The sequence below is a fragment of the Micromonospora olivasterospora genome, from assembly GCF_007830265.1.
GTDB classification, from domain to species: Bacteria; Actinomycetota; Actinomycetes; order Mycobacteriales; family Micromonosporaceae; genus Micromonospora; species Micromonospora olivasterospora.
The window spans coordinates 1,881,570-1,899,624 of the sequence record NZ_VLKE01000001.1; the positions used below are offsets into that span (position 1 = coordinate 1,881,570).

General features: G+C 74.5%; 19 protein-coding genes and 2 pseudogenes. 10 read left to right on the plus strand and 11 right to left on the minus strand.

Going from position 1 to position 18,055, the window contains the following annotated elements:
* Nucleotides 1-146: 146 nt before the first annotated feature.
* Nucleotides 147-1,469 (plus strand): IS110 family RNA-guided transposase, encoded by a 1,323-nt coding sequence (locus tag JD77_RS08595; RefSeq protein WP_145773799.1) that lies wholly within the window; start codon nt 147-149, stop codon nt 1,467-1,469.
* 163 nt (nt 1,470-1,632) lie between these two features.
* Here JD77_RS08595 and JD77_RS08600 read toward each other — a convergent pair whose 3' ends face one another.
* Complete coding sequence (locus JD77_RS08600; protein WP_170286396.1) at nt 1,633-2,724, minus strand: UDP-N-acetylmuramate dehydrogenase; 1,092 nt, start codon at nt 2,722-2,724, stop codon at nt 1,633-1,635.
* A gap of 68 nt (nt 2,725-2,792) precedes the next feature.
* Between JD77_RS08600 and JD77_RS08605 the strand changes: the two genes are divergently transcribed.
* The 5 genes and pseudogenes from JD77_RS08605 to JD77_RS08625 all read left to right on the plus strand — a co-directional run.
* Nucleotides 2,793-3,551: a maleylpyruvate isomerase family mycothiol-dependent enzyme gene (locus JD77_RS08605; protein WP_145773801.1), complete on the plus strand. Its 759-nt coding sequence runs from the start codon at nt 2,793-2,795 to the stop codon at nt 3,549-3,551.
* 95 nt (nt 3,552-3,646) lie between these two features.
* Nucleotides 3,647-5,008, plus strand: coding sequence for a GH1 family beta-glucosidase (locus JD77_RS08610; RefSeq protein WP_145773802.1), 1,362 nt, complete (start codon nt 3,647-3,649; stop codon nt 5,006-5,008).
* 19 nt (nt 5,009-5,027) lie between these two features.
* Complete coding sequence (locus tag JD77_RS08615; protein WP_145773803.1) at nt 5,028-6,035, plus strand: LacI family DNA-binding transcriptional regulator; 1,008 nt, start codon at nt 5,028-5,030, stop codon at nt 6,033-6,035.
* Nucleotides 6,036-6,078: 43 nt separating this feature from the next.
* Complete coding sequence (locus JD77_RS08620) at nt 6,079-6,525, plus strand: RidA family protein (RefSeq protein ID WP_145773804.1); 447 nt, start codon at nt 6,079-6,081, stop codon at nt 6,523-6,525.
* Nucleotides 6,526-6,575: 50 nt separating this feature from the next.
* Nucleotides 6,576-6,788: pseudogene (locus tag JD77_RS08625) on the plus strand (GNAT family N-acetyltransferase); the annotation flags it as partial.
* A 7-nt stretch (nt 6,789-6,795) separates the two neighbouring features.
* On the opposite strand, the gene JD77_RS08630 reads toward JD77_RS08625, so the two are convergent.
* From JD77_RS08630 to JD77_RS08640, 3 genes are all read right to left on the minus strand, one after another.
* Complete coding sequence (locus tag JD77_RS08630; protein WP_145773805.1) at nt 6,796-7,356, minus strand: hypothetical protein; 561 nt, start codon at nt 7,354-7,356, stop codon at nt 6,796-6,798.
* Between the two features lie 190 nt (nt 7,357-7,546).
* Nucleotides 7,547-8,059: an O-acetyl-ADP-ribose deacetylase gene (locus JD77_RS08635; protein WP_145773806.1), complete on the minus strand. Its 513-nt coding sequence runs from the start codon at nt 8,057-8,059 to the stop codon at nt 7,547-7,549.
* 1 nt (nt 8,060) lies between these two features.
* Entirely contained in the window at nt 8,061-8,864 is an 804-nt protein-coding gene (locus JD77_RS08640) for an EI24 domain-containing protein (RefSeq protein WP_145773807.1), read from the minus strand.
* A gap of 51 nt (nt 8,865-8,915) precedes the next feature.
* On the opposite strand from JD77_RS08640, the gene JD77_RS08645 reads away from it, so the two are divergent.
* A complete protein-coding gene (locus JD77_RS08645) occupies nt 8,916-9,902 on the plus strand; it encodes a helix-turn-helix transcriptional regulator (protein ID WP_145773808.1) in 987 nt (328 codons plus the stop codon).
* Nucleotides 9,903-9,965: 63 nt separating this feature from the next.
* Here JD77_RS08645 and JD77_RS08650 read toward each other — a convergent pair whose 3' ends face one another.
* The gene (locus JD77_RS08650) at nt 9,966-10,883 is read right to left on the minus strand and encodes an SDR family oxidoreductase (RefSeq protein ID WP_145773809.1); all 918 of its coding nucleotides are present in this window, start codon (nt 10,881-10,883) and stop codon (nt 9,966-9,968) included.
* Between the two features lie 77 nt (nt 10,884-10,960).
* On the opposite strand from JD77_RS08650, the gene JD77_RS08655 reads away from it, so the two are divergent.
* Nucleotides 10,961-11,647, plus strand: a complete 687-nt coding sequence (locus JD77_RS08655) for a nucleotidyltransferase domain-containing protein (RefSeq protein WP_145773810.1) — start codon at nt 10,961-10,963, stop codon at nt 11,645-11,647.
* 14 nt (nt 11,648-11,661) lie between these two features.
* On the opposite strand, the gene JD77_RS08660 is transcribed toward JD77_RS08655, so the two are convergent.
* On the minus strand, nt 11,662-12,111 hold the full coding sequence (locus JD77_RS08660) for a VOC family protein (RefSeq protein ID WP_145773811.1): 450 nt from the start codon (nt 12,109-12,111) through the stop codon (nt 11,662-11,664).
* A 70-nt stretch (nt 12,112-12,181) separates the two neighbouring features.
* Here JD77_RS08660 and JD77_RS08665 point away from each other — a divergent pair, with 70 nt between their 5' ends.
* Both JD77_RS08665 and JD77_RS08670 read left to right on the plus strand, forming a co-directional pair.
* A complete protein-coding gene (locus JD77_RS08665) occupies nt 12,182-12,808 on the plus strand; it encodes a CGNR zinc finger domain-containing protein (RefSeq protein WP_211372514.1) in 627 nt (208 codons plus the stop codon).
* Between the two features lie 170 nt (nt 12,809-12,978).
* Entirely contained in the window at nt 12,979-13,881 is a 903-nt protein-coding gene (locus JD77_RS08670; RefSeq protein WP_145773813.1) for a GNAT family N-acetyltransferase, read from the plus strand.
* Between the two features lie 100 nt (nt 13,882-13,981).
* Here JD77_RS08670 and JD77_RS08675 read toward each other — a convergent pair.
* From JD77_RS08675 to JD77_RS08695, 5 genes and pseudogenes are all read right to left on the minus strand, one after another.
* Nucleotides 13,982-14,868 (minus strand): annotated as a pseudogene (locus JD77_RS08675) (alpha/beta fold hydrolase).
* Nucleotides 14,865-15,182 carry a DUF2516 family protein gene (locus JD77_RS08680; protein ID WP_145773815.1) on the minus strand — a complete coding sequence of 106 codons (318 nt, stop codon included), beginning with the start codon at nt 15,180-15,182 and terminating at the stop codon, nt 14,865-14,867. Before JD77_RS08680 ends, JD77_RS08675 begins: the two are co-directional and overlap by 4 nt.
* 80 nt (nt 15,183-15,262) lie before the next feature.
* Nucleotides 15,263-16,075, minus strand: a complete 813-nt coding sequence (locus JD77_RS08685; RefSeq protein ID WP_387228822.1) for a hypothetical protein — start codon at nt 16,073-16,075, stop codon at nt 15,263-15,265.
* The gene (locus JD77_RS08690; protein WP_145773817.1) at nt 16,075-16,725 is read right to left on the minus strand and encodes a helix-turn-helix domain-containing protein; all 651 of its coding nucleotides are present in this window, start codon (nt 16,723-16,725) and stop codon (nt 16,075-16,077) included. Before JD77_RS08690 ends, JD77_RS08685 begins: the two co-directional genes overlap by 1 nt.
* A 231-nt stretch (nt 16,726-16,956) precedes the next feature.
* On the minus strand, nt 16,957-17,916 hold the full coding sequence (locus JD77_RS08695; RefSeq protein ID WP_145773818.1) for an asparaginase: 960 nt from the start codon (nt 17,914-17,916) through the stop codon (nt 16,957-16,959).
* Nucleotides 17,917-18,055: the final 139 nt, after the last annotated feature.

An 18,055-nucleotide genomic window follows, 5' to 3' on the forward strand; every position in this document is an offset into this window, starting at 1 on the left:
GCCGTCTGCAAGTCTGGCGCCGGGGCCCGGACTCTTGTGGGTCACGCACTGTTGCTTCGAGCACGCCGGTCAGATTTTCGGTTCCCGACCGAGGCCCCCGGGCGACCTACCCACTGGTCGATCACGGTGAGGAGGGACGCGGGCGGATGCGCGGGTTACCCGAAGAGATCCCGGACGCTGACAGCGAGAAGGTCTGGGAGCGGGTGTGTGCGGTCGATGTGGCCAAGGAGTCGGGGATGGTGTGTACCCGGCTACCCGCCGCGGGTGGGCGGCGGGTGAGCCGGGTGTGGCAGGTGACGGCGACCACGAACGCGGTCAGTGACCTTGCCGCCGATCTGGTGGCGGCGGGGGTGGAGAAGGTCACCGTGGAAAGCACGTCGGACTACTGGCGGATCTGGTTCTACCTGTTCGAGGCAGCCGGGTTGGACGTGCAGTTGGTCAACGCCCGTGACGTCAAGAACGTGCCCGGGCGGCCGAAGACCGACAAGCTGGACGCGGTGTGGTTGGCCAAGCTCACCGAGAAGGGCCTGTTGCGGCCCTCGTTCGTGCCTGCGGCTCCGGTGCGGGTGTTGCGTGACTACACCCGGATGCGGGTGGATCTGGTCCGGGACCGGACCCGCTACTGGTCGAGGTTGGAGAAACTGCTTGAAGACGCCCTGATCAAGGTGTCGTCGGTGGCCTCCACCCTGCGGACGGTGTCGACGCGGGACATGGTTGAGGCGTTGATCGCCGGTCAACGTGATCCGGCGACCCTCGCCTCGCTGGCCCACGGAGCGCTGCGCCGCAAACGCAACGCCCTCATCGAGGCACTCACCGGCCGCTTCGACGACCATCACGGCGAGTTGGCCCGGATCCTGCTCGACCAGATCGACCGCCTCGACACCGAGATCGCGAAACTCACCACACGGATCGGGCAGATACTCGACGACATCGACCCACCGTCCCAGCCGGGCGGCGGCGACGGCGACACCCCGGCGCCAGACGCCCGGCGGCGCCTGGCCGAGATCCCGGGCATCAGCACCGAGTCCGCGCAACTGATCATCGCCGAGATCGGTCTGGACATGACACGGTTCCCCACCGCGGCGCACCTGGTGTCCTGGGCGAAGCTGTGTCCGCGCACCATCCAGTCCGGTACCAGCCTCACCGCGGGCAAGACAGGCAAAGGCAATCCGTACCTCAAAGGCGCCCTCGGTATGGCCGCAGCCACCGTCGCCCGCGGCAAGGGAACGTTCCTGTCCGAACGCTACCGGCGTCTGGTCACACGTCGAGGCAGAGGCAAGGCCAAGGTCGCCGTCGCCCGCTCCATCCTCGTGATCATCTGGCACCTGCTCAACGACCCAACCGCCCGTTACCACGATCTCGGCGCCGACTTCCACGAACGCCGTATCAACACCACCCGGAAGATCAACAGCCTGGTCCGGCAACTCGAAGCCCTCGGCCACACCGTCACCCTGCAACCGACAACCTGACCCCACACCCCCACCCCGCCCGGGCTGGCCATCAACACCGGGCCAGCCCACCGCGCCCAAAACCCGTCGTGGTACAGGTCATTTACCGGTCAGATCGCGGAGAAGGGAGGGGTGGGAGGGTGGGGAGGGGTGGGGAGGGGGTGGGGAGGGGGTGGGGAGGGGGTCAGATGGTGCAGTTGATCAGGACTGGTTCCGGGTGGAGGGTCACGCCGAAGCGGGCGTGGACGCCGTCGCGGATGTCGCGGGCCAGGGAGACCAGGGCGGCCGTGCTGGCCGTGCCGCTGCGGTTGGTGAGGGCCAGGGTGTGCTTGCTGGAGATGGCGACGCCCTCCGGGCCGGGGTGGCCCTTGGCGAAGCCCGCGTTCTCGATCAGCCAGGCCGCGCTGAGCTTCACCGTGTCGCCGGGACCCGGCCAGTGCGGCACCTTCTCCAGGTCGGCGACCCGCCCGCGGAACAGCTCGTACGACTCCCGGTCCAGCACAGGGTTGGTGAAGAACGAGCCCACCGACCGGGTGTCCGGGTCGGCCGGGTCGAGCACCATGCCCTTGCCGGCCCGCAGCCGCAGCACGGTGGCCCGGGCGTCCGCCAGGGGCACCCGGTCGCCCACCTCGCCGCCGAGCGTGCGGGCCAACTCGGCGTAGCGGACGGGGCCGGACAGCGGCGAGCGGGCCAGCCGGAAGTCGACCGACAGCACCACCCAGCGGTCGGCGTACTTGAAGATGCTGGACCGGTACGCGAACCCGCAGTCGGCCGCGTCGATCCGGCCCACCGTGCCGTCGGTCCGGTCGTACACCTGGACGCCGGTGATCGTCTCGGCGACCTCCTGGCCGTACGCGCCGACGTTCTGGATCGGGGTGGCGCCGGCCGAGCCGGGGATGCCGGACAGGCACTCCAGCCCGGACCAGCCGTTGGCGACCGTCGCGGCGACCAGGTCGTCCCAGGGCTCGCCCGCCTCGACCCGTACGGTGACCGTCTCGGCGTCCTCGGCGACCGCGCGCAGCCCCCGGGACCGCACCAGGACGACGGTGCCGGGGAAACCGACGTCACCGACGACCACGTTGCTGCCCCCGGCGAGGATCAGCACCTCCTCGTCCCGCAGGCGCGCCTCCTGCACCTTTTGTACGATCTCCTCGGCGCTGGCAGCGGTCTCGAGCCGCCCGGCGGCGCCACCGAGGCGCAGCGTGGTGTAACCAGCAAGCGACATGGAGCGTTCCGCGTGGCTTTCGGCGGCGGGCTGGGCACTAACGTCTGGCACGCCTTTCACCCTAGGCTGAGGGAGAGCCGCGGCACCTACTGGTGGCCCGGTCGCCCGGGAGGATCGCGATGAGCAGACTGCACGGCACGAAGGACTTCTGGATCGGCGCGCTCCGGGCGGAGGGTCCCGTGTTCGCCGCCGCCGTCGCGGAGGCGCCTCCGGAAACACCCGTGCTCTCCTGCCCCGGCTGGACGGTCGCCGACCTGGCGCTGCACCTCGGCGGCGTCTACCACTGGGTCCACTCGTTCGCCGGCTCCGGCGCGACCACCCCGCCGGACCGCCGAGGGCTGGCCGAGCCGCCCGCCGGCGTCAGCCCGCTGGAGTTCTGGCAGCAGGGGTACGACCGGCTGATGGCCCTCCTCGACGGGCTGGACCCGGAGGCGCCGGCGTGGAACTGGGCGCCGCAGCCGAAGAAGGCGGTCTTCTGGCCGCGCCGGATGGCCCACGAGACGGCCGTGCACCGCTGGGACGCCCAGCTCGCCGTCGCCGCCGGCGAGCCGATCGAGGCGAAGCTCGCCGCCGACGGGGTGAGCGAGGTGCTGGACACCTGGCTCCCGGCCGGCCGGCGGACGACCGGCGGGCAGTGGCACGGGGTGGTGCACCTCAGCGCGCCGGACGCGGCCCAGGACTGGTACCTGCGGCTGCGCGGCGAGGGCGTCGCGCTGCTGGACACCGCCACCATCCTCGACCACGACGAGCACCACGCCCGGGTCGAGGTCACCGGCACCGCCAGCGACCTGCTGCTGGCCCTCTGGGGCCGGATCAGCTTCGACACCCTCGGCGTGAGCGGCGACCGCGGCCTGCTCGACGGCCTGCGCACCGGCTGACGCCGCCCGTCCGGCCCGGCCGGCGACGCGGGTGTCGACAGGGCCCCTGCCCTACCGAAGGCGTTGACAGGGGCCCTTCCTTCCTGGAGGGGTGCGTGAGCGAGCTTCGATTTCCCGACGGGTTCGTCTGGGGCGCGGCCACGGCGGCGTACCAGATCGAGGGCGCGGCCCGCGACGACGGTCGCGGCCCGTCCATCTGGGACACCTTCAGCCGTACGCCCGGCAGGGTGTTCGCCGGTCACACCGGCGACGTCGCCTGCGACCACTACCACCGGTACGCCGACGACGTCGCCCTGATGGCCGAGCTGGGGCTGAGGGCGTACCGGTTCTCGATCGCCTGGCCCCGGATCCAGCCGGACGGCACCGGCCCGGTCAACCCGCGCGGCCTGGACTTCTACGACCGGCTGACCGACGCGCTGCTGGCGCGGGGGATCGACCCCGTCGTCACGCTGTACCACTGGGACCTGCCGCAGGCCCTCGGTGACCGGGGCGGCTGGACCGCCCGGGAGACCGCCGAGCACTTCGCCACGTACGCCACGGCGGTGTACGCCCGGCTCGGCGACCGCGTCCGCACCTGGACCACGCTCAACGAGCCGTGGTGCTCGGCCTACCTCGGGTACGGCAGCGGCGTGCACGCTCCCGGCGAGTCCGGCGCCGGGGCGGCCTTCACCGCCGTACACCATCTGCTGCTCGCCCACGGCCTGGCGGCCCGGGCGCTGCGCGCGGCCGGCGCGGAGGTCGTCGGGATCACCCTGAACCCGGCCGACGTGCGCCCGGCGGACCAGGACAGCGCGGCGGACGCCGCCGCCGTCCGGCTGGTCGACGGGCTGCAGAACCGGGTCTTCCTGGACCCGCTGACCGGCGCCGGCTACCCGGACGACGTGCTGGAGCACGTGAGCCGGCTGGTCGAGCCGACGTTCGTCCGGGACGGTGACGAGAAGACGATCGCCGCCCCGATCGACCTGCTCGGGATCAACTACTACACGCCGACGTACGTCGCGGGACGCCCGGACGGGTCCGGCGACGCCGCGTTCCCCGGCACCGAGCGGGCGGTGGAGTTCCTGCCGCCGGCCGGGCCGCTGACCGACATGGGCTGGATGGTCGAGCCCGCCGGGCTCACCCGGCTGCTGGTGCGGATCGCCACCGACTACCCGGGCCTGCCCATGCTGATCACCGAGAACGGCGCGGCGTTCCCCGACGCGCCGGGGGCGGAGGGCGTCGACGACGCCGACCGGATCGCCTACCTCGACGGGCACCTGCGGGCCGCGCACGAGGCGATCGCCCGGGGCGTGGATCTGCGCGGCTATCTCGTATGGTCGTTGCTGGACAACTTCGAGTGGGCCGAGGGGTACCGCAAGCGGTTCGGGATCGTCCACGTCGACTACCTGACCCAGCGGCGCACGCCGAAGTCCAGCGCCCGGTGGTACCAGGAGGTGATCTCCCGGAACGGGCTGTGACGAGGTGGTGAGCACGGGGATGACGACGGCGCAGCGGCCGACCCTGGAGGCGGTGGCCCGGCTCGCCGGGGTGTCCCGGGCGACCGTCTCCCGCGTGGTGAACGGCTCGACCACCGTCGCGGAGCCGATCCAGGAGGCGGTCCGCCGGGCGGTGGCCGAGCTGGGGTACGTGCCGAACCTGGCCGCCCGCACCCTGGTCACCCAGCGGACCGACTCGTTCGCCCTGGTGCTGCCCGAGGCGGCCACCCGGGTCTTCTCCGACGACCAGGTGTTCCCGGGCATCATCCGCGGCGTCGGCCAGGAGTTGGAGGCGGCCGACAAGCAGCTCGTGCTGATGCTCGCCGGCTCGCCGGCCGGGCACGCGCGGGTGGAGCGGTACACGAGCGGGCGGCACGTCGACGGGGTGCTGTTCGCCTCGCTGCACGGGGCCGACCCGCTGCCCGGCAAGCTGGCCCGGCTGGGTATCCCCGTCGTGTGCAGCGGTCGACCGCTGGACGGCGCCGAGGTGCCCTACGTGGACGTCGACCACGTCGGCGGGGTCGCCCGGGCGGTGCGGTACCTGATCGACAGCGGCCGGCGGCGGATCGCCACCATGGCGGGCCCCCAGGACATGGTCGCCGGCATCGAGCGGCTGGTCGGGTACCGGGAGACGGTCGCCGCGGCCGGGCTGCCGGAGCTGGTCGCGTACGGCGACTTCACCCGGGAGTCCGGCACGGCGGCGATGCGGCAACTGCTCGCCGAGCACCCGGGGCTGGACGCCGTGTTCGCCGCGTCGGACCTGATGGCGCACGCCGCCCTGCGGGCCCTGCGCGAGGCGGGGCGGCACGTGCCGGACGACGTGGCGGTGGTCGGGTTCGACGACATCGAGACGGCCGCCTACACCGAGCCGCCGCTGACCACGATCCGGCAGCCGATCGTGGAGCTGGGTCGGGCGATGACCCGGCAACTGCTCCGGATCGCGGCGGGCGAGACGGTCGAGCAGGCGCTCCTGCTGCCGACGGAGCTGGTGGTCCGCGACTCCGCGTAAATGGCGTCGCGGCGGGGCCGCCACGGCGGCTAGCGTCGCGCGGATGAGCGATCCCGTGGCGCTGGTGCGCGTACCCGAGTTGTCCGATGTCGCCGAGTACGCCTACGCCGCGACGGTCGCCCCGCCCGCGCGGCTGGTGTTCACCGCCGGGGCGTGCCCGCTGGACGCCGAGGGTCGTACGGTGGCGCCGGGCGACCCGGCGGCGCAGGCCCGGCAGGTGATGGCCAACCTGGAAACCGCGCTCGCCGCGGCCGGGGCCCGCCTCGCCGGCGTCGTGAAGACCACCGTGTACGTGGCGTCCGGCCGGCGGGCCGACCTGGTGGCGGTCTGGGAGGTGGTCCGGGACGCGTTCGGCGACCATGACCCGCCCAGCACCCTGCTCGGGGTGGCCGTGCTCGGCTACCCCGACCAACTCGTTGAGGTGGAGGCGGTCGCCGCCGTCCGCGACCCGGAGCCGCCCCGGACATCGACGCTGGGGTCGGACCGGTGATCCGCGCCGCCCGGCCCGCGGACGCGCCCGCCGTGGTGGCGCTGCGGGCGATGTGGTCGGACTACACCGCCACCGTCCCCGAACATCGGGGCCGAGGGCTCGCCCGCCTGGCGAAGACGGTCGCCCTGCACCGGGCCGCCGCCGGGGGCGTCCGCGTCGCGTACACCTCGAACGACGCGGCGAACGCGCCGATGCTGGCGATCAACGAAGCGCTCGGATACCTGCCGGTCGCCAGCCAGTGGTCCTGCCTGCGGGGCGGGTGACCGACGCTCAGGCCGCGCGGGCGGGGCAGAGGCCGGCGAGCACGAAGTGGTCGGCCTGGCCGGCGATCGTCGCCGTCGCGCCCAGCAGGGTCCAGCCGGCGGGCACGCCAACCCACGCCACGCTGGCGCCCCGGTCGTCCGCGAGCACGCCGCCCTCGCTGGGCAGCGCCAGGGCCACCGGGCTCCCGTCCGGGGTGGCGAACAGGGGCGTCACGGCGAGGAACCGGGCCGTGGCGCCGTCGGCGGGCAGGCCGAACGCCCAGATGTCCTCGCCGGGCAGGGGCCCGCCACCCAGGCCCGGCGAGCAGAACGCCTCGCGTGTCCCCGCCCGCGCCGGCACCTGGCCGCGGCTGATCTCGATCAGGGTACGGGGGCCGGGCGGCGGCCACGCGGACGCCGTGGCGGCAGCGGACGACGTGGCAGCGGCGCCCGACGTGGCAGCGGCGCCCGACGTGGGCGACGCGGCGACGCGGGCCGCCGCGGGCGCCGGCCGCGGCTCGCCCCGGACCAGGCCGGCTGCCCCGAGTACGGCCAACGAGGCCGCCGTCGTCCGGACGGCCCGCGTCACCCGCGCCACTGTCACTTCGAGCACCCCATTGCCCAACCTATGCCCGATATAAGGCGTTTCGCCCCATTCTCTCGCACCATCCCACCTCGCACAGCCCGAACGCCCCGCAACTTCCGGGAAGATGCTGCATGCGCCGGCCGGCAGGGCAGCATCCTCCCGGAAGTTGTCCACGCGCCAGCGGCGCGGCCCGTCATGCCGAGATGAGTCGGCGGGCCACCCCGTACGCCGGGGTTCCGAAGAGGACCAGGCGGGCCTCCGTGACGCCCGAGGGGGACGCGGTCCGCAGCACGGCGAGCGCCTGGCGTACGGCGTCGGAGACCGGCCAGCCGTACACTCCGGCCGAGATCAGCGGGAAGGCCACGGTGGCCGCGCCCAGCCCGTCGGCGACGGCGAGGCTGTTCGTGTAGCAGTCGCGCAGCAGCGCCGACCGGTCCTCGGTGGACGAGTACACGGGGCCGACCGTGTGCACCACCCAGCTGGCCGGCAGGTCGCCGGCGGTGGTGGCGACCGCCTGCCCGGTCGGCAGCCCCCGGCCGTACCGGGACGCGCGCAGCGCCCGGCACTCGGCCAGGATGGCCGGCCCGCCGCGCCGGTGGATCGCGCCGTCCACTCCCCCGCCCCCGAGCAGCGACGAGTTGGCCGCGTTGACGATCGCGTCGACCCGCTGGGCGGTGATGTCCCCCTCGACCAAAGTGATCTCCATGTCAGCGCCCCTGGACGGATTCGATGGACTGGCCGAGCGACCGGCGGGCGAGCAGCGTGGCGCCGGCCACCGCGGCCGGCATGACCAGCACCGCCCCGAGCGGGACGAGGAAGCAGACGAAGACGGCGACGCCGAAGCCGAGGGTGGTGGGCCGGTCCGCCTTCAGCAGCGCGCGGCGCTCCGGCAGCCGCATCCCGCGCCGGTAGAACGGCGCCCCGGCCAGCTCCAACGCGAGGAACCAGCCGCCGATCGCCGCCCCGATCACCGGCACGACCGTCTGACCGACCACCGGGATGAAGCCCGCCACGAAGAGCGGGATGCCGACCAGCGCCGAGATCGCGACGAGCCGCAGCGAGTCGGCGACGCTGCGCCGCAGCGACGCCCAGAAGGGCACGTCGACCTCGCCCGGGGTGCCGCCGTGCCGGTCGTCCACCCGCTCCGAGATCTTCTCGTAGAACGGGTCGCCGATGGCCAGGGTGACCGCGGTGAAGGTGAGCACCCCGAGCAGCCCGCCGAGCCCGAGGAAGGCCAGCCCGGCGGCCACCCGCACCAGGCTGCGTACGGTGGTCGGCCAGTCGTCGGCGAACGGCGTGACCAGCGCGGCCAGGTCGTCCACGAAGTAGACCAGGGTGGCGAACGCCCCCACGAACAGCACCCCGGAGATCAGCGCCGGGACGACGCCGAGCAGCATCAGGCCGGGGCTGCGGACGTACAGGCCGATGCCGCGCAGCAGCAGCCCGACCCCGGCGAAGAACCGACGTACGGCGCTGGTGACGGGCGCGGCGAGGCCGTTGGCGGTGTCCACGACCGCAGAGCCTAATCGCCGCGGGCCAACCCGGCCGGACACAATGGGCGGGTGCGGGCGTCGCGGTTGATCTCGTTGGTGCTGCTGCTCCAGTCCCGGGAGACGATGACGGCCGCCGAGCTGGCCCGGGAGCTGGAGGTCTCCGAGCGGACGGTGTACCGGGACGTGCTGGCGCTGTCCGCCGCCGGGGTGCCGGTGTACGCCGACCGGGGCCGGGCCGGCGGCTACCGGCTGCTCGGCGGGTACCGGACCCGACTGACCGGGCTCACCCGGGACGAGGCGGAGGCGCTGTTCCTGGCCGGGCTGCCCGGGCCGGCCGGCGACATGGGGCTCGCCGACGCGGCCGCCTCGGCCGAGCTGAAGGTGCTGGCCGCGCTGCCGCCCGCGCTGCGCGACGCCCCGGCCCGCGCGGGGCAGCGGTTCCACCTGGACGTGCCGGGCTGGTTCCGGGACGCGACGCCACCGCCCTGGCTGGCCGAGCTGGCCCGCGCGGTCTGGCGGGACCGGGTGGTCGAGCTGCGCTACCGGCGCGGCGAGCGGGAGGTCACCCGGCGGGTCGAGCCGTACGGGCTGGTACTCAAGAGCGGCGTCTGGTATCTGGCGGGCCGGGTCGACGGCGGGATGCGCACCTACCGGGTCGACCGGGTGGTCGAGGTGGCGGCGGGCGAGGAGTCGTTCGACCGGGACGACGCCTTCGACCTGGGCGGGTACTGGCGGGAGCAGGCCGAGGCGTTCCTGCGGAGCATGCTCCGGGCCGAGGTCACCGTCCGGCTCAGCCCCGCCGGCCTGCGCGCGCTGCGCTGGGCGGCGGAGGCCCCTTTCGCGTACGCCGAGGCGGCGCACGCCGCCGGCGAGCCCGACGGGGACGGCTGGGTGGTCACCCGGCTGCCGGTGGAGTCCGTGGAGGTGGCGTACGGCCTGATGCTGCGGCTCGGGCCGGAGGCGGAGGTGCTCGACCCGCCGGAGCTGCGGGGGCGGATGGCCCACGCGGCCGCCCGGCTCGCCGCGCGGTACGGCGAACCGGACGGCGCGGCGTGACGGGCGGCGCGGCGTGACGGGCGGCGCGGCGTGACGGGCGGCGCGGCGTGACGGGCCGATGCGTCAGCGGTAGCCGGTGACGTCGGCCGGCCGGCCTGCCTCGACGACCTCCACGATGTACCGGAAGCCGTCCGGCTGGCTGCCGTCGAGGTCGGTGAAGCCGTACACCCGGGCCAGTTCGCCGCTGGACAGGGATTTGCCGTTCCAGCGGGCCCGGTCGGGGTCGGCGGCGAGCGCGGCGACGGCCCGCCCGACGTACGCCGGGGTCTCCGAGATGAGGAAGTGCGGGTCCTTGGCCGCGCCGTCGCGCCAGTTCTCCTCGGTGACCCCGAAGTGCTCCAGCATCGACTCCGACCGGATCCAGCCCGGGGTGAGGGCCACGGCCGTGCCGCCGTGCGGCTCCAGCTCGTGGGCCTGGGTGAAGGCGAGCCGGTTCACGCAGGTCTTGGCCAGGTCGTAGAAGACCGACAGCCGGTAGTGGCTGTCGTTGTACTCCCGCGTGCCGTCGCCGACCTCCACCACCAGGCCGCCGCGGTTGCGGATCAGCAGCGGCAGGGCGAAGTGGCTGGTGATGACATGGGTGTCGACCGCCAGCCGCAGGGTGCGGAAGCCGGCCTCCAGCGGCTGCTCCCACACGGGCTTCTCCCAGGTGATCAGCGGATCGCTGCCCCAGATGTCGTTGACCAGCACGTCCAGCCGGCCCTGCTCTGCGTCGATGCGGGCGACCAGGTCGCGGACCTGCTCGGGGACGAGGTGGTCGACCCGTACGGCGATGCCGGCGCCGCCGGCCGCGGTGACCAGTTCGGCGGTCTCCTCGATGGTCTCGGGCCGATCCATCTCGGACCGGCCTGCCCGGCTGCTGCGCCCGGTGGCGTAGACGGTCGCCCCGGCCGCGCCGAGCTGCACCGCGATCTGCCGGCCGGCGCCCCGCGTCGCCCCGGCGACGAGCGCGATCTTCCCTGTCAGGGGTTTCGTCGTCATGCGGCCGACCCTGCCAGCAATACCTGACAGCCGAAGTCCGGTTTCGCGGACGCGTGTCCTGCGTCATGCTCACCGGCATGCGCCTGCTGCTCTCCGGCATCGTCGGCTCGGTCGCGTACGGGCTGGCCGGCCCCGGCTCGGACGTCGACCGGATCGGGGTGTTCGCCGCCCCGACGACCGCCTTCCACGGCCTGCACCCGCCCCGGGAGTCGATGGTCACCACCGACCCCGACGTCACCCTGCACGAGTGCGGGAAGTACGCGCGCCTCGCGCTGAGCGGCAACCCGACGGCGACCGAGCTGATGTGGCTCCCGGACGACTGCTACGAGACCCGGACGGAGCTCGGCGAGCGGCTGATCGCCGTCCGGTCGGCGTTCCTCAGCGCGCCCCGCGTCCGGGACGCCTACCTCGGGTACGCCACGCAGCAGTTCCGCAAGCTGACGACCCGGGACGCCAGCGTCGGCGGCCGGCGGCGCTCGGCGAAGCACGCCCGGCACCTGGCTCGGCTGCTGCACCAGGGACGGCTGCTCTACGCGACCGGCCAGTTGGAGATCCGGCTGGTTGACCCGCGGTGGTTCCGGGACTTCGGGGAGCGGGTCGCCAGCGGCGCGCTGGACGAGGCGGAGGCGCTGGTCGCGGCGGCCGAGCGGGACTTCGACCGGATCCGCACGCCGCTGCCGGACCGGCCCGACGAGGAGACCGTGGAGCGCTGGCTGCTCGACGTGCGGGCCGCCCACCTGCCGCCGGAGCCGGCCCGGCGCTGAGGGTCCGGGCCCGCTCACTGCACGTCGAACTCGTTCCCCTCCGGGTCCGCCATGGTGGTGTGCACGCTGCCCCACTCCGCGACCTCCCGCAGCACGGTCGCGCCCAGCGACTCCAGCCGTTTCACCTCGGCCTCCCGGCCGTCCGCGCCGACGTGCAGGTCGAGGTGGAGCCGGTTCTTGACCTGCTTCGGCTCGGGCACGGCCTGGAAGAGCAGCCGTCGGCCGAGTCCCCTGCCTTCGGCCGGCTCGACCGGGTCCTCCGGGTGCCGGACCGCCGCCAGGTCGCGCCACGCCCTCCGGCCGTCGACCTCGACGTACATCTCCGGCGGCACCGTGCCCGTGGCGGCCAGCCGGTCGATGAGCGCGCTGTGGTCCTCGACCAGGTAGCCCAGCGCCTCGGCCCAGAACCGGGCGAGCCGGATCGGGTCCGCGCAGTCGACCACGAGCTTCCACTCCCGTGCCATGACGTCCTCCGTCGCCTGTCGGCGGACCGCCCCGCGCGCCCCGCACTCCGTAACCACTTATAGTAGTTACGTGGCCGACGTCGCAACCGGGCTCACCCTGACCTCGCCCGACGGCACCCGCTACCACTTCGACCCGGGAGCCCTCTGCCTGGAGTTCCTCACCACCGGCGGTCCGGGCCCGCTGGCCCGGCACGAGATCCTGCACCGACCGGCGGACCTCGCCGCCTGGCTGGCGCTGTCCCGGCTGCGCCTCGACCCGGGCCGCGTCGCCGTACGCCCCGGCGAGCTGGCGAACGCCCGACGGCTGCGGGACGCGCTGTGGCGCCTGGCCTGCGCGCGCACCGGCGGGCGACCGCCGACCGACCGGCCCGCCGACTTCGACGCCACGGCCGCCGACCTGGCCACGCTCAACGAGGCCGCCGCCGCGGCGCCCCTGGTCCCCGAGCTGACCCCCGAGGGAACCCGGCGGTGGGTGCTCCCGGCCCGCGCCGGCCAGGCCCTCGCGGCCATCGCCCAAGACGCGGTGGACCTGTTCGGCGGCCCGTACGCCGACCGGATCCGGGAGTGCTCCGGTCACGACTGCTACCTGGTCTTCGTGGACACCTCGCGGCCCGGCCGGCGCCGCTGGTGCGCGATGGAGCGGTGCGGCAACCGGCACAAGGTCCGGTCGCTGCGCGCCCGCCGGGCGGCCGACTGAGCCACCGGGAAATTCCCGTGCCGGCGCGGCGCTCGTCGGCTACCCTCGGCGGGCGTCCTCGACGACTCCAGGGAGGTGAGCACCGTGTCCGTCACGACATTCCTGTGCTCCCACCCGGCCACGAGGACGCGGGCGTCCTGACGGGAGCACCCGCATCCCGGAAGGAACCCATGACCGACCTGGTCATCCGCCCGCTCGTCGCGGGCGAGGAGAAGCTGTTCGACTCCCTGTCCGGCCCCGGCCTCGTCGGCCGCGCCGCGTTCGGTGAGACGTACCTCGACATGGCCGCCAGCGGCCAGTACCGCCCCGAGTGGAGCTGGATCGCGCTGCGCGACGGTGCCGTCGTGGCCCGCGCGGCCTGGTGGGGCGGGCCGGACGACGACCACCCGCTGGCGCTCGACTGGTTCGACTTCACCGACGCCGACGCGGCGGTCCGGCTGCTCCGCGCCGCGCCGCTGCGGGCCGAGTACTCGATCTCGCTACCCGTCGGCTGGCGCACCGACCCGGCAATCCGCGCCCAGGCCGAGGCCCGGATCGCCGCCGCCACCGACGCCGGCATGTCCGTGCTGGTGTGGCGGTACCGGTACCGCTGGACCCCGGACCGCGGGCTGCCCGACCGCCCCGGCCGGCTGGAGTTCCGCCCGGAACCGGACGACGCGGTCGTGCTGGACGTGCTCCGCCGCATCGGCGAGGGCAGCCTGGACGCCCACACGCGGCACGTCGCCGAGACGTCCGGCCCGGATGCCGCGGCACGGGAGGAGCTGGACCTGTTGCGCTGGTTGCCCAGCCCGCGCGACTGGTGGCGGCTCGCCTGGACGCCGGACGGGAAGCTGGTCGGCCTGACCGTGCCGGCCCGCAACCACAGCGTCCCGATCGTCGGCTTCGTCGGCGTGGTGCCCGAGCAACGGGGGCACGGTTACGCGTACGACCTGCTGGTCGAGGCGACCCACCTGCTGGTCGAGGCCGGTGCGACGGAGGTCGTCGCAGCCACCGACCAGACCAACCACCCGATGGCCGCCACCTTCGGACGGGCCGGCTATCCGGTCGAACGGGAACGCGTCGACCTGGTCTGAGCGACGACCGGCCTGAGCGCGGCTCCCGGCGTGCGAGCCGCGCTCAGGCCCTCAGCCGCACGCGCACCCGGGCGGTCGGCCCGCCCCTGCGCTCCACGCGTCACCCGTTGAGGAACCCGGAGATCCGCTCCCGCAGGTCGGCGCGTTCCGTCCAGAGCACGCCCGGGCGGTCGTACACGTGCAGGGTGGCCCGCGGCAGGGCGGCGGCGAGCTGCTCGGCGACCTCGACGGGGTGCAGGTCGTCGCCCGCGCACGCGAGCACCAGGGCGGGGGCGGTCACCGCCGCCAGCGCCGCCCCGTCCGGCAGGGCCACCTGGTCCGGCAGGGTGACCAGGCCCGACGCGAGGCCGTCGCGGAGCAACTGGTCGAGCCGCTGCCGCAGGTACGCCCAGCCGGCTGGGGTGTTGCGCACCGAGGGCGGCAGCTCGTACGAGACGACCTCGGCGACGGCGGAGGCGTCCCCGCTGCCCACCGCGTCGAGCAGGTCGGTGATCCGGTCCCGGGCGGCCCGGCCGCGCGGGCGGTCGAGCACCGCCGGCACGAAGAACACCAGCCGCTCGAAGCGTTCCGGGCTCTCGGCGAGCAGCCGGCAGAGGGCGCCCGCGCCCAGGCTGGCCCCGAACGCCCGGGTGGCCCCTTCGAGGTCGGCGACGGCGCGCAGGTCTCGGGCCAGGTCGAGGTAGCTCCACGGGCCGGGCGGCGAGTCGGAGCGCCCGTGCCCACGGAACTGGAAGAAGACCTTGCGGCCGGTGACCCCGCTGCCGAACGGGCGGGTGGTGGCGATGCCGCTGCCCAGCCCGTGCGCGAACACCGTCACCGGGTCGCCGGCGCCGGTGACCAGCCGCTCCAGCCGTACGCCGTGCGGGGTCGCGACCAGCTCGGTCTCCGGCTCCGGCAACGCGGGGCGGCCGGTACGCGGGCGCCCGGGCCGGGGCCCCAGGTCCGCGGCCCGCCGTCGGGCGGCGGTGGCCAGCGGAACCCTTTCACCAGGACGATCCCCGGCCGTCGTGCAGGTCCCGCAGCCCCACCCGCACGTCGAGCAGGTAGATGAGGGCGGCGGCGACGCCGATCAGCCCGAAGATGTTCAGCACGTTCCGGGTCAGCAGGGTGAGCACCAGGCAGACGGCGAGGATGGCGATCCATCCGCCCTTGGGCAGGGTGCCGATCGCCGAGAACGCCTCACCCCGCTGGATGATCGCGTGCACCAGGGCGACCCCCTCGATGACGAGGGCGAACACCAGCAGCAGCGTGGTGATCCAGTACTGGACCTGGAAGGCGAAGATCGGCGCGGCGTTGGCCATGCCGGCAAGCTTATGCCGACGACCCCGGATCCGTCCTCCAGGACGCATCCAGGGCCGTCGTCGGCACGGGCCGGATTGGACTACTCGGCCGCCGGCCGGGTGCGCCGGGTCTTCGGCAGCTTGGCCGACGGGGTCTCGCCGTCCGCCGGCTTGGCGCTCTTCGCGGCCGACCGGCCGGCCGTCGTCCGGGTCGCGGTCGCCTTGGTGGCGGTGGCCGTGGTCGCCCGGGTGCGCGGGGTCCTGGCGGCGGCCGGCTTGGCCTCGGCGACCTCGGCCACGTCGGCCGGGGTCGGGACCTCGGTCGCGGCGGTCTTCGCCACCGCCACGGCGGCGTCGCCGGTCGGAGCCGGGGCGGCCGCCGGGGTCGGCGCGGCGGTCAGGCCGGCCTCGGTCGCCTCGATGTCGGTGTTGACCGTGTCAGCGGCCTCCAGCACGCCGGCGCCGACGACCCGCTCGCCCCGGGCCACCAGCAGCGCGTACGCGGCCAGGGCCCGCTCCTGGGCGGCCTGCGCGCCGGCCACGACGGCGGCGGCGTTGCGGGCGGCCAGCTCGCGCAGCCGGTCGGGGTCGGCGACCTCGCGCAGGCGGTTGACGTCGGCCACCGCGCGCAGCTTGTTCAGGTCGGCCGCCTCGCGGAGCCGGTTCAGCTCGGCCGGGACGGACCCGCCGCGCAGGTCGGCGGCGGCCTGGTTCGCCGTGCGCAGGGTCTCGGTGGCCTTCTGGCGCAGCTCGAAGCCGGTCACGACGGCCTTGCCGCCCCACTCGGCGACGACCTTGCCGCCCAGGTCGGTGACCACCTCCGGCAGCCTGCGGAGCTGTTCGATCGCCAGGTCGCCGGCGCCGGCGGCGGCATAGAGCGGGGCCGGGATGCGGTTGGTCTTCGGCTGGGTCATCACTTCTCCTCTTCGACCGCCGCGGCGGTCTTCCGGGCCGCCTCCGCGGCGGCCTCCCTCGCGGTGGTGCCGCTGCCGGGCGCGGGCGCCGGGCCCGCCTCGGTGACGGCAACGGATTCCAGTACGGCCTCGGTGGGGCTGCCGTCCGGGCCGGTGGGCCCGGTGGCGGCCGGGTTGACCGTGGCGGGTGCCTCCGGCGCGGTGCCGGGCGTGGCCGCGGCCGGCGTTTCGGGCCGGGCGGCGGCGCCGCTCGTTGCGGCGTCGGCGGCTGCCTCGGCCGCCTCGGCGGCCGCTGTCGCCTCGGCGAGCCGCGCGTTCTCCCGCCGGAACGTCTCGTAGATCTGGCTGAGCGACTGCTTCTGGGCCATCGTCAGGTCGGGGTCGACCGCGATCGCCGCCAGCACGCCCTGCCCCTCCTTGTCGTCGAGCAGGCCGGCCCGCAGGTACATCGCGGGGGTGGAGACCCGCAGCGCGCTCGCGAGCTGCTGCAACACCTCCGCGCTCGGCTTGCGCAGGCCGCGCTCGATCTGACTCAGGTACGGGTTGCTGACGCCCGCCTGCTCGGCGAGCTGCCGCAGCGAGATCTTGGCGTTGCGGCGTAGGTCGCGAATGAACCCGCCGATGTCGGGTAGGTCCTTGGAGCTGGCCATGCTTAGACCGTAACCCCCGCCGCTAACAACTGCAAGCGGAATGCTTGCCATAGTTAGCGGCGTCTCACCAGGCTGTCGCAGCCGGCCTGTCCGGTCCGTACCGTCCCTCGTGACGAAGATCGAGGTCAACGGCGCCACCCTGGCGTACGACGAGGCCGGCAGCGGGAACCCGGTCGCGCCGCTGCACGCTGCTCGACTTCCTCAAGTAGGAGGAGGACCCCCTCCTTCACCTCACCAGGCGGGGCGGACCGACCCGACCGGTACGCCGCCGCCGAGCAGCGGCTGCTCGGCGTACTCGTCGAGGACCGGCGCCTGGACGCCCAGCCGGCGCAGCGCGGAAACCAGGACCGGCATCCGGGCCCGCCCCGCCCCATCGTCGATCTTCAGCGCGACCGCGCCGACGCCCGGCAGCGCGGCGGCGATGACGCCCTCCGCGCCGATCTTCGCCAGCACGCCGGGCAGCCCGCGCATCAGCCGGGTGTCCTCCGCCCAGGTGCCGCCGACGATCTCCGGGTGGGCCCGCATGGCGTCCGCGACGGTCCGCTCCACGGAGCCCGGCTCGCCGGACACCAGCCGCAGGTACGCCCGGGCCAGCCCGGTGAGCGGGACGGCGAGCACGGGGGCGCCGCAGCCGTCCACCCCGACCGCCGACACCTCCTCGCCGCAGAACTCCTCGACCGTCGCCCGCAGCCGCACCTGCAGCGGGTGCTCCGGCCGCCAGTAGCCGTCGAGCGGCCAGCCCGCCGCCACGCAGGTGAGCAGCATGCCCGTGTGCTTGCCGGAGCAGTTCATCTGCGCCCGGGTCGGCCCGCCGCCGGCCCGCAGCACCGCGTCGCGGGCCAACTCGCCGGCGGGCAGGTCGGGCGGGCAGTGCAGGGCCGACTCGTCCAGCCCGGCGGCGGCCAGCAGCGCGGCGACCCGGGCCAGGTGGAACTCCTCCCCGGCGTGGCTGGCCGACACCAGCGCCACGTCGGCCGGGTCGGTCAGCGACAGCCCGGCGCGCAGCATCCCGATCGCCTGCATCGGCTTGCTGGACGAGCGGGGGAAAATCCCGGACCGCACGTCACCGGCGGTGGCCACGGGCTCGCCCGCCGCGTCGAGCACCACCACCGAGCCGCGGTGCAGGCCCTCCACGAACCCGGAGCGGACCACCTCGGCGAGCGGGACGCCGCCCTCGTACGTCGTTGTCACGACGTGGACGGTACCGACGCGTCGGGGCGGCGCCGAACGGGGGTGACCAGGTCGGTTACCCGTGCGGCGACAGGGGTCCGGGGCCGAGGTGGTGCTTACCTCCGGGCCGGCACCGCCCGCCAACCGCGAGCGGGACCGG

Excerpts from the sequence above, each read along its gene's own strand:
- JD77_RS08595 (WP_145773799.1), top strand. The coding sequence starts at position 147 with ATGCGCGGGTTACCCGAAGAGATCCCGGACGCTGACAGCGAGAAGGTC.
- JD77_RS08605 (WP_145773801.1), top strand. The coding sequence starts at position 2,793 with ATGAGCAGACTGCACGGCACGAAGGACTTCTGGATCGGCGCGCTCCGG.
- JD77_RS08615 (WP_145773803.1), top strand. The coding sequence starts at position 5,028 with ATGACGACGGCGCAGCGGCCGACCCTGGAGGCGGTGGCCCGGCTCGCC.
- JD77_RS08620 (WP_145773804.1), top strand. The coding sequence starts at position 6,079 with ATGAGCGATCCCGTGGCGCTGGTGCGCGTACCCGAGTTGTCCGATGTC.
- JD77_RS08635 (WP_145773806.1), bottom strand. The coding sequence starts at position 8,059 with ATGGAGATCACTTTGGTCGAGGGGGACATCACCGCCCAGCGGGTCGAC.
- JD77_RS08650 (WP_145773809.1), bottom strand. The coding sequence starts at position 10,883 with ATGACGACGAAACCCCTGACAGGGAAGATCGCGCTCGTCGCCGGGGCG.
- JD77_RS08655 (WP_145773810.1), top strand. The coding sequence starts at position 10,961 with ATGCGCCTGCTGCTCTCCGGCATCGTCGGCTCGGTCGCGTACGGGCTG.
- JD77_RS08660 (WP_145773811.1), bottom strand. The coding sequence starts at position 12,111 with ATGGCACGGGAGTGGAAGCTCGTGGTCGACTGCGCGGACCCGATCCGG.
- JD77_RS08670 (WP_145773813.1), top strand. The coding sequence starts at position 12,979 with ATGACCGACCTGGTCATCCGCCCGCTCGTCGCGGGCGAGGAGAAGCTG.
- JD77_RS08680 (WP_145773815.1), bottom strand. The coding sequence starts at position 15,182 with ATGGCCAACGCCGCGCCGATCTTCGCCTTCCAGGTCCAGTACTGGATC.
- JD77_RS08685 (WP_387228822.1), bottom strand. The coding sequence starts at position 16,075 with ATGACCCAGCCGAAGACCAACCGCATCCCGGCCCCGCTCTATGCCGCC.
- JD77_RS08690 (WP_145773817.1), bottom strand. The coding sequence starts at position 16,725 with ATGGCCAGCTCCAAGGACCTACCCGACATCGGCGGGTTCATTCGCGAC.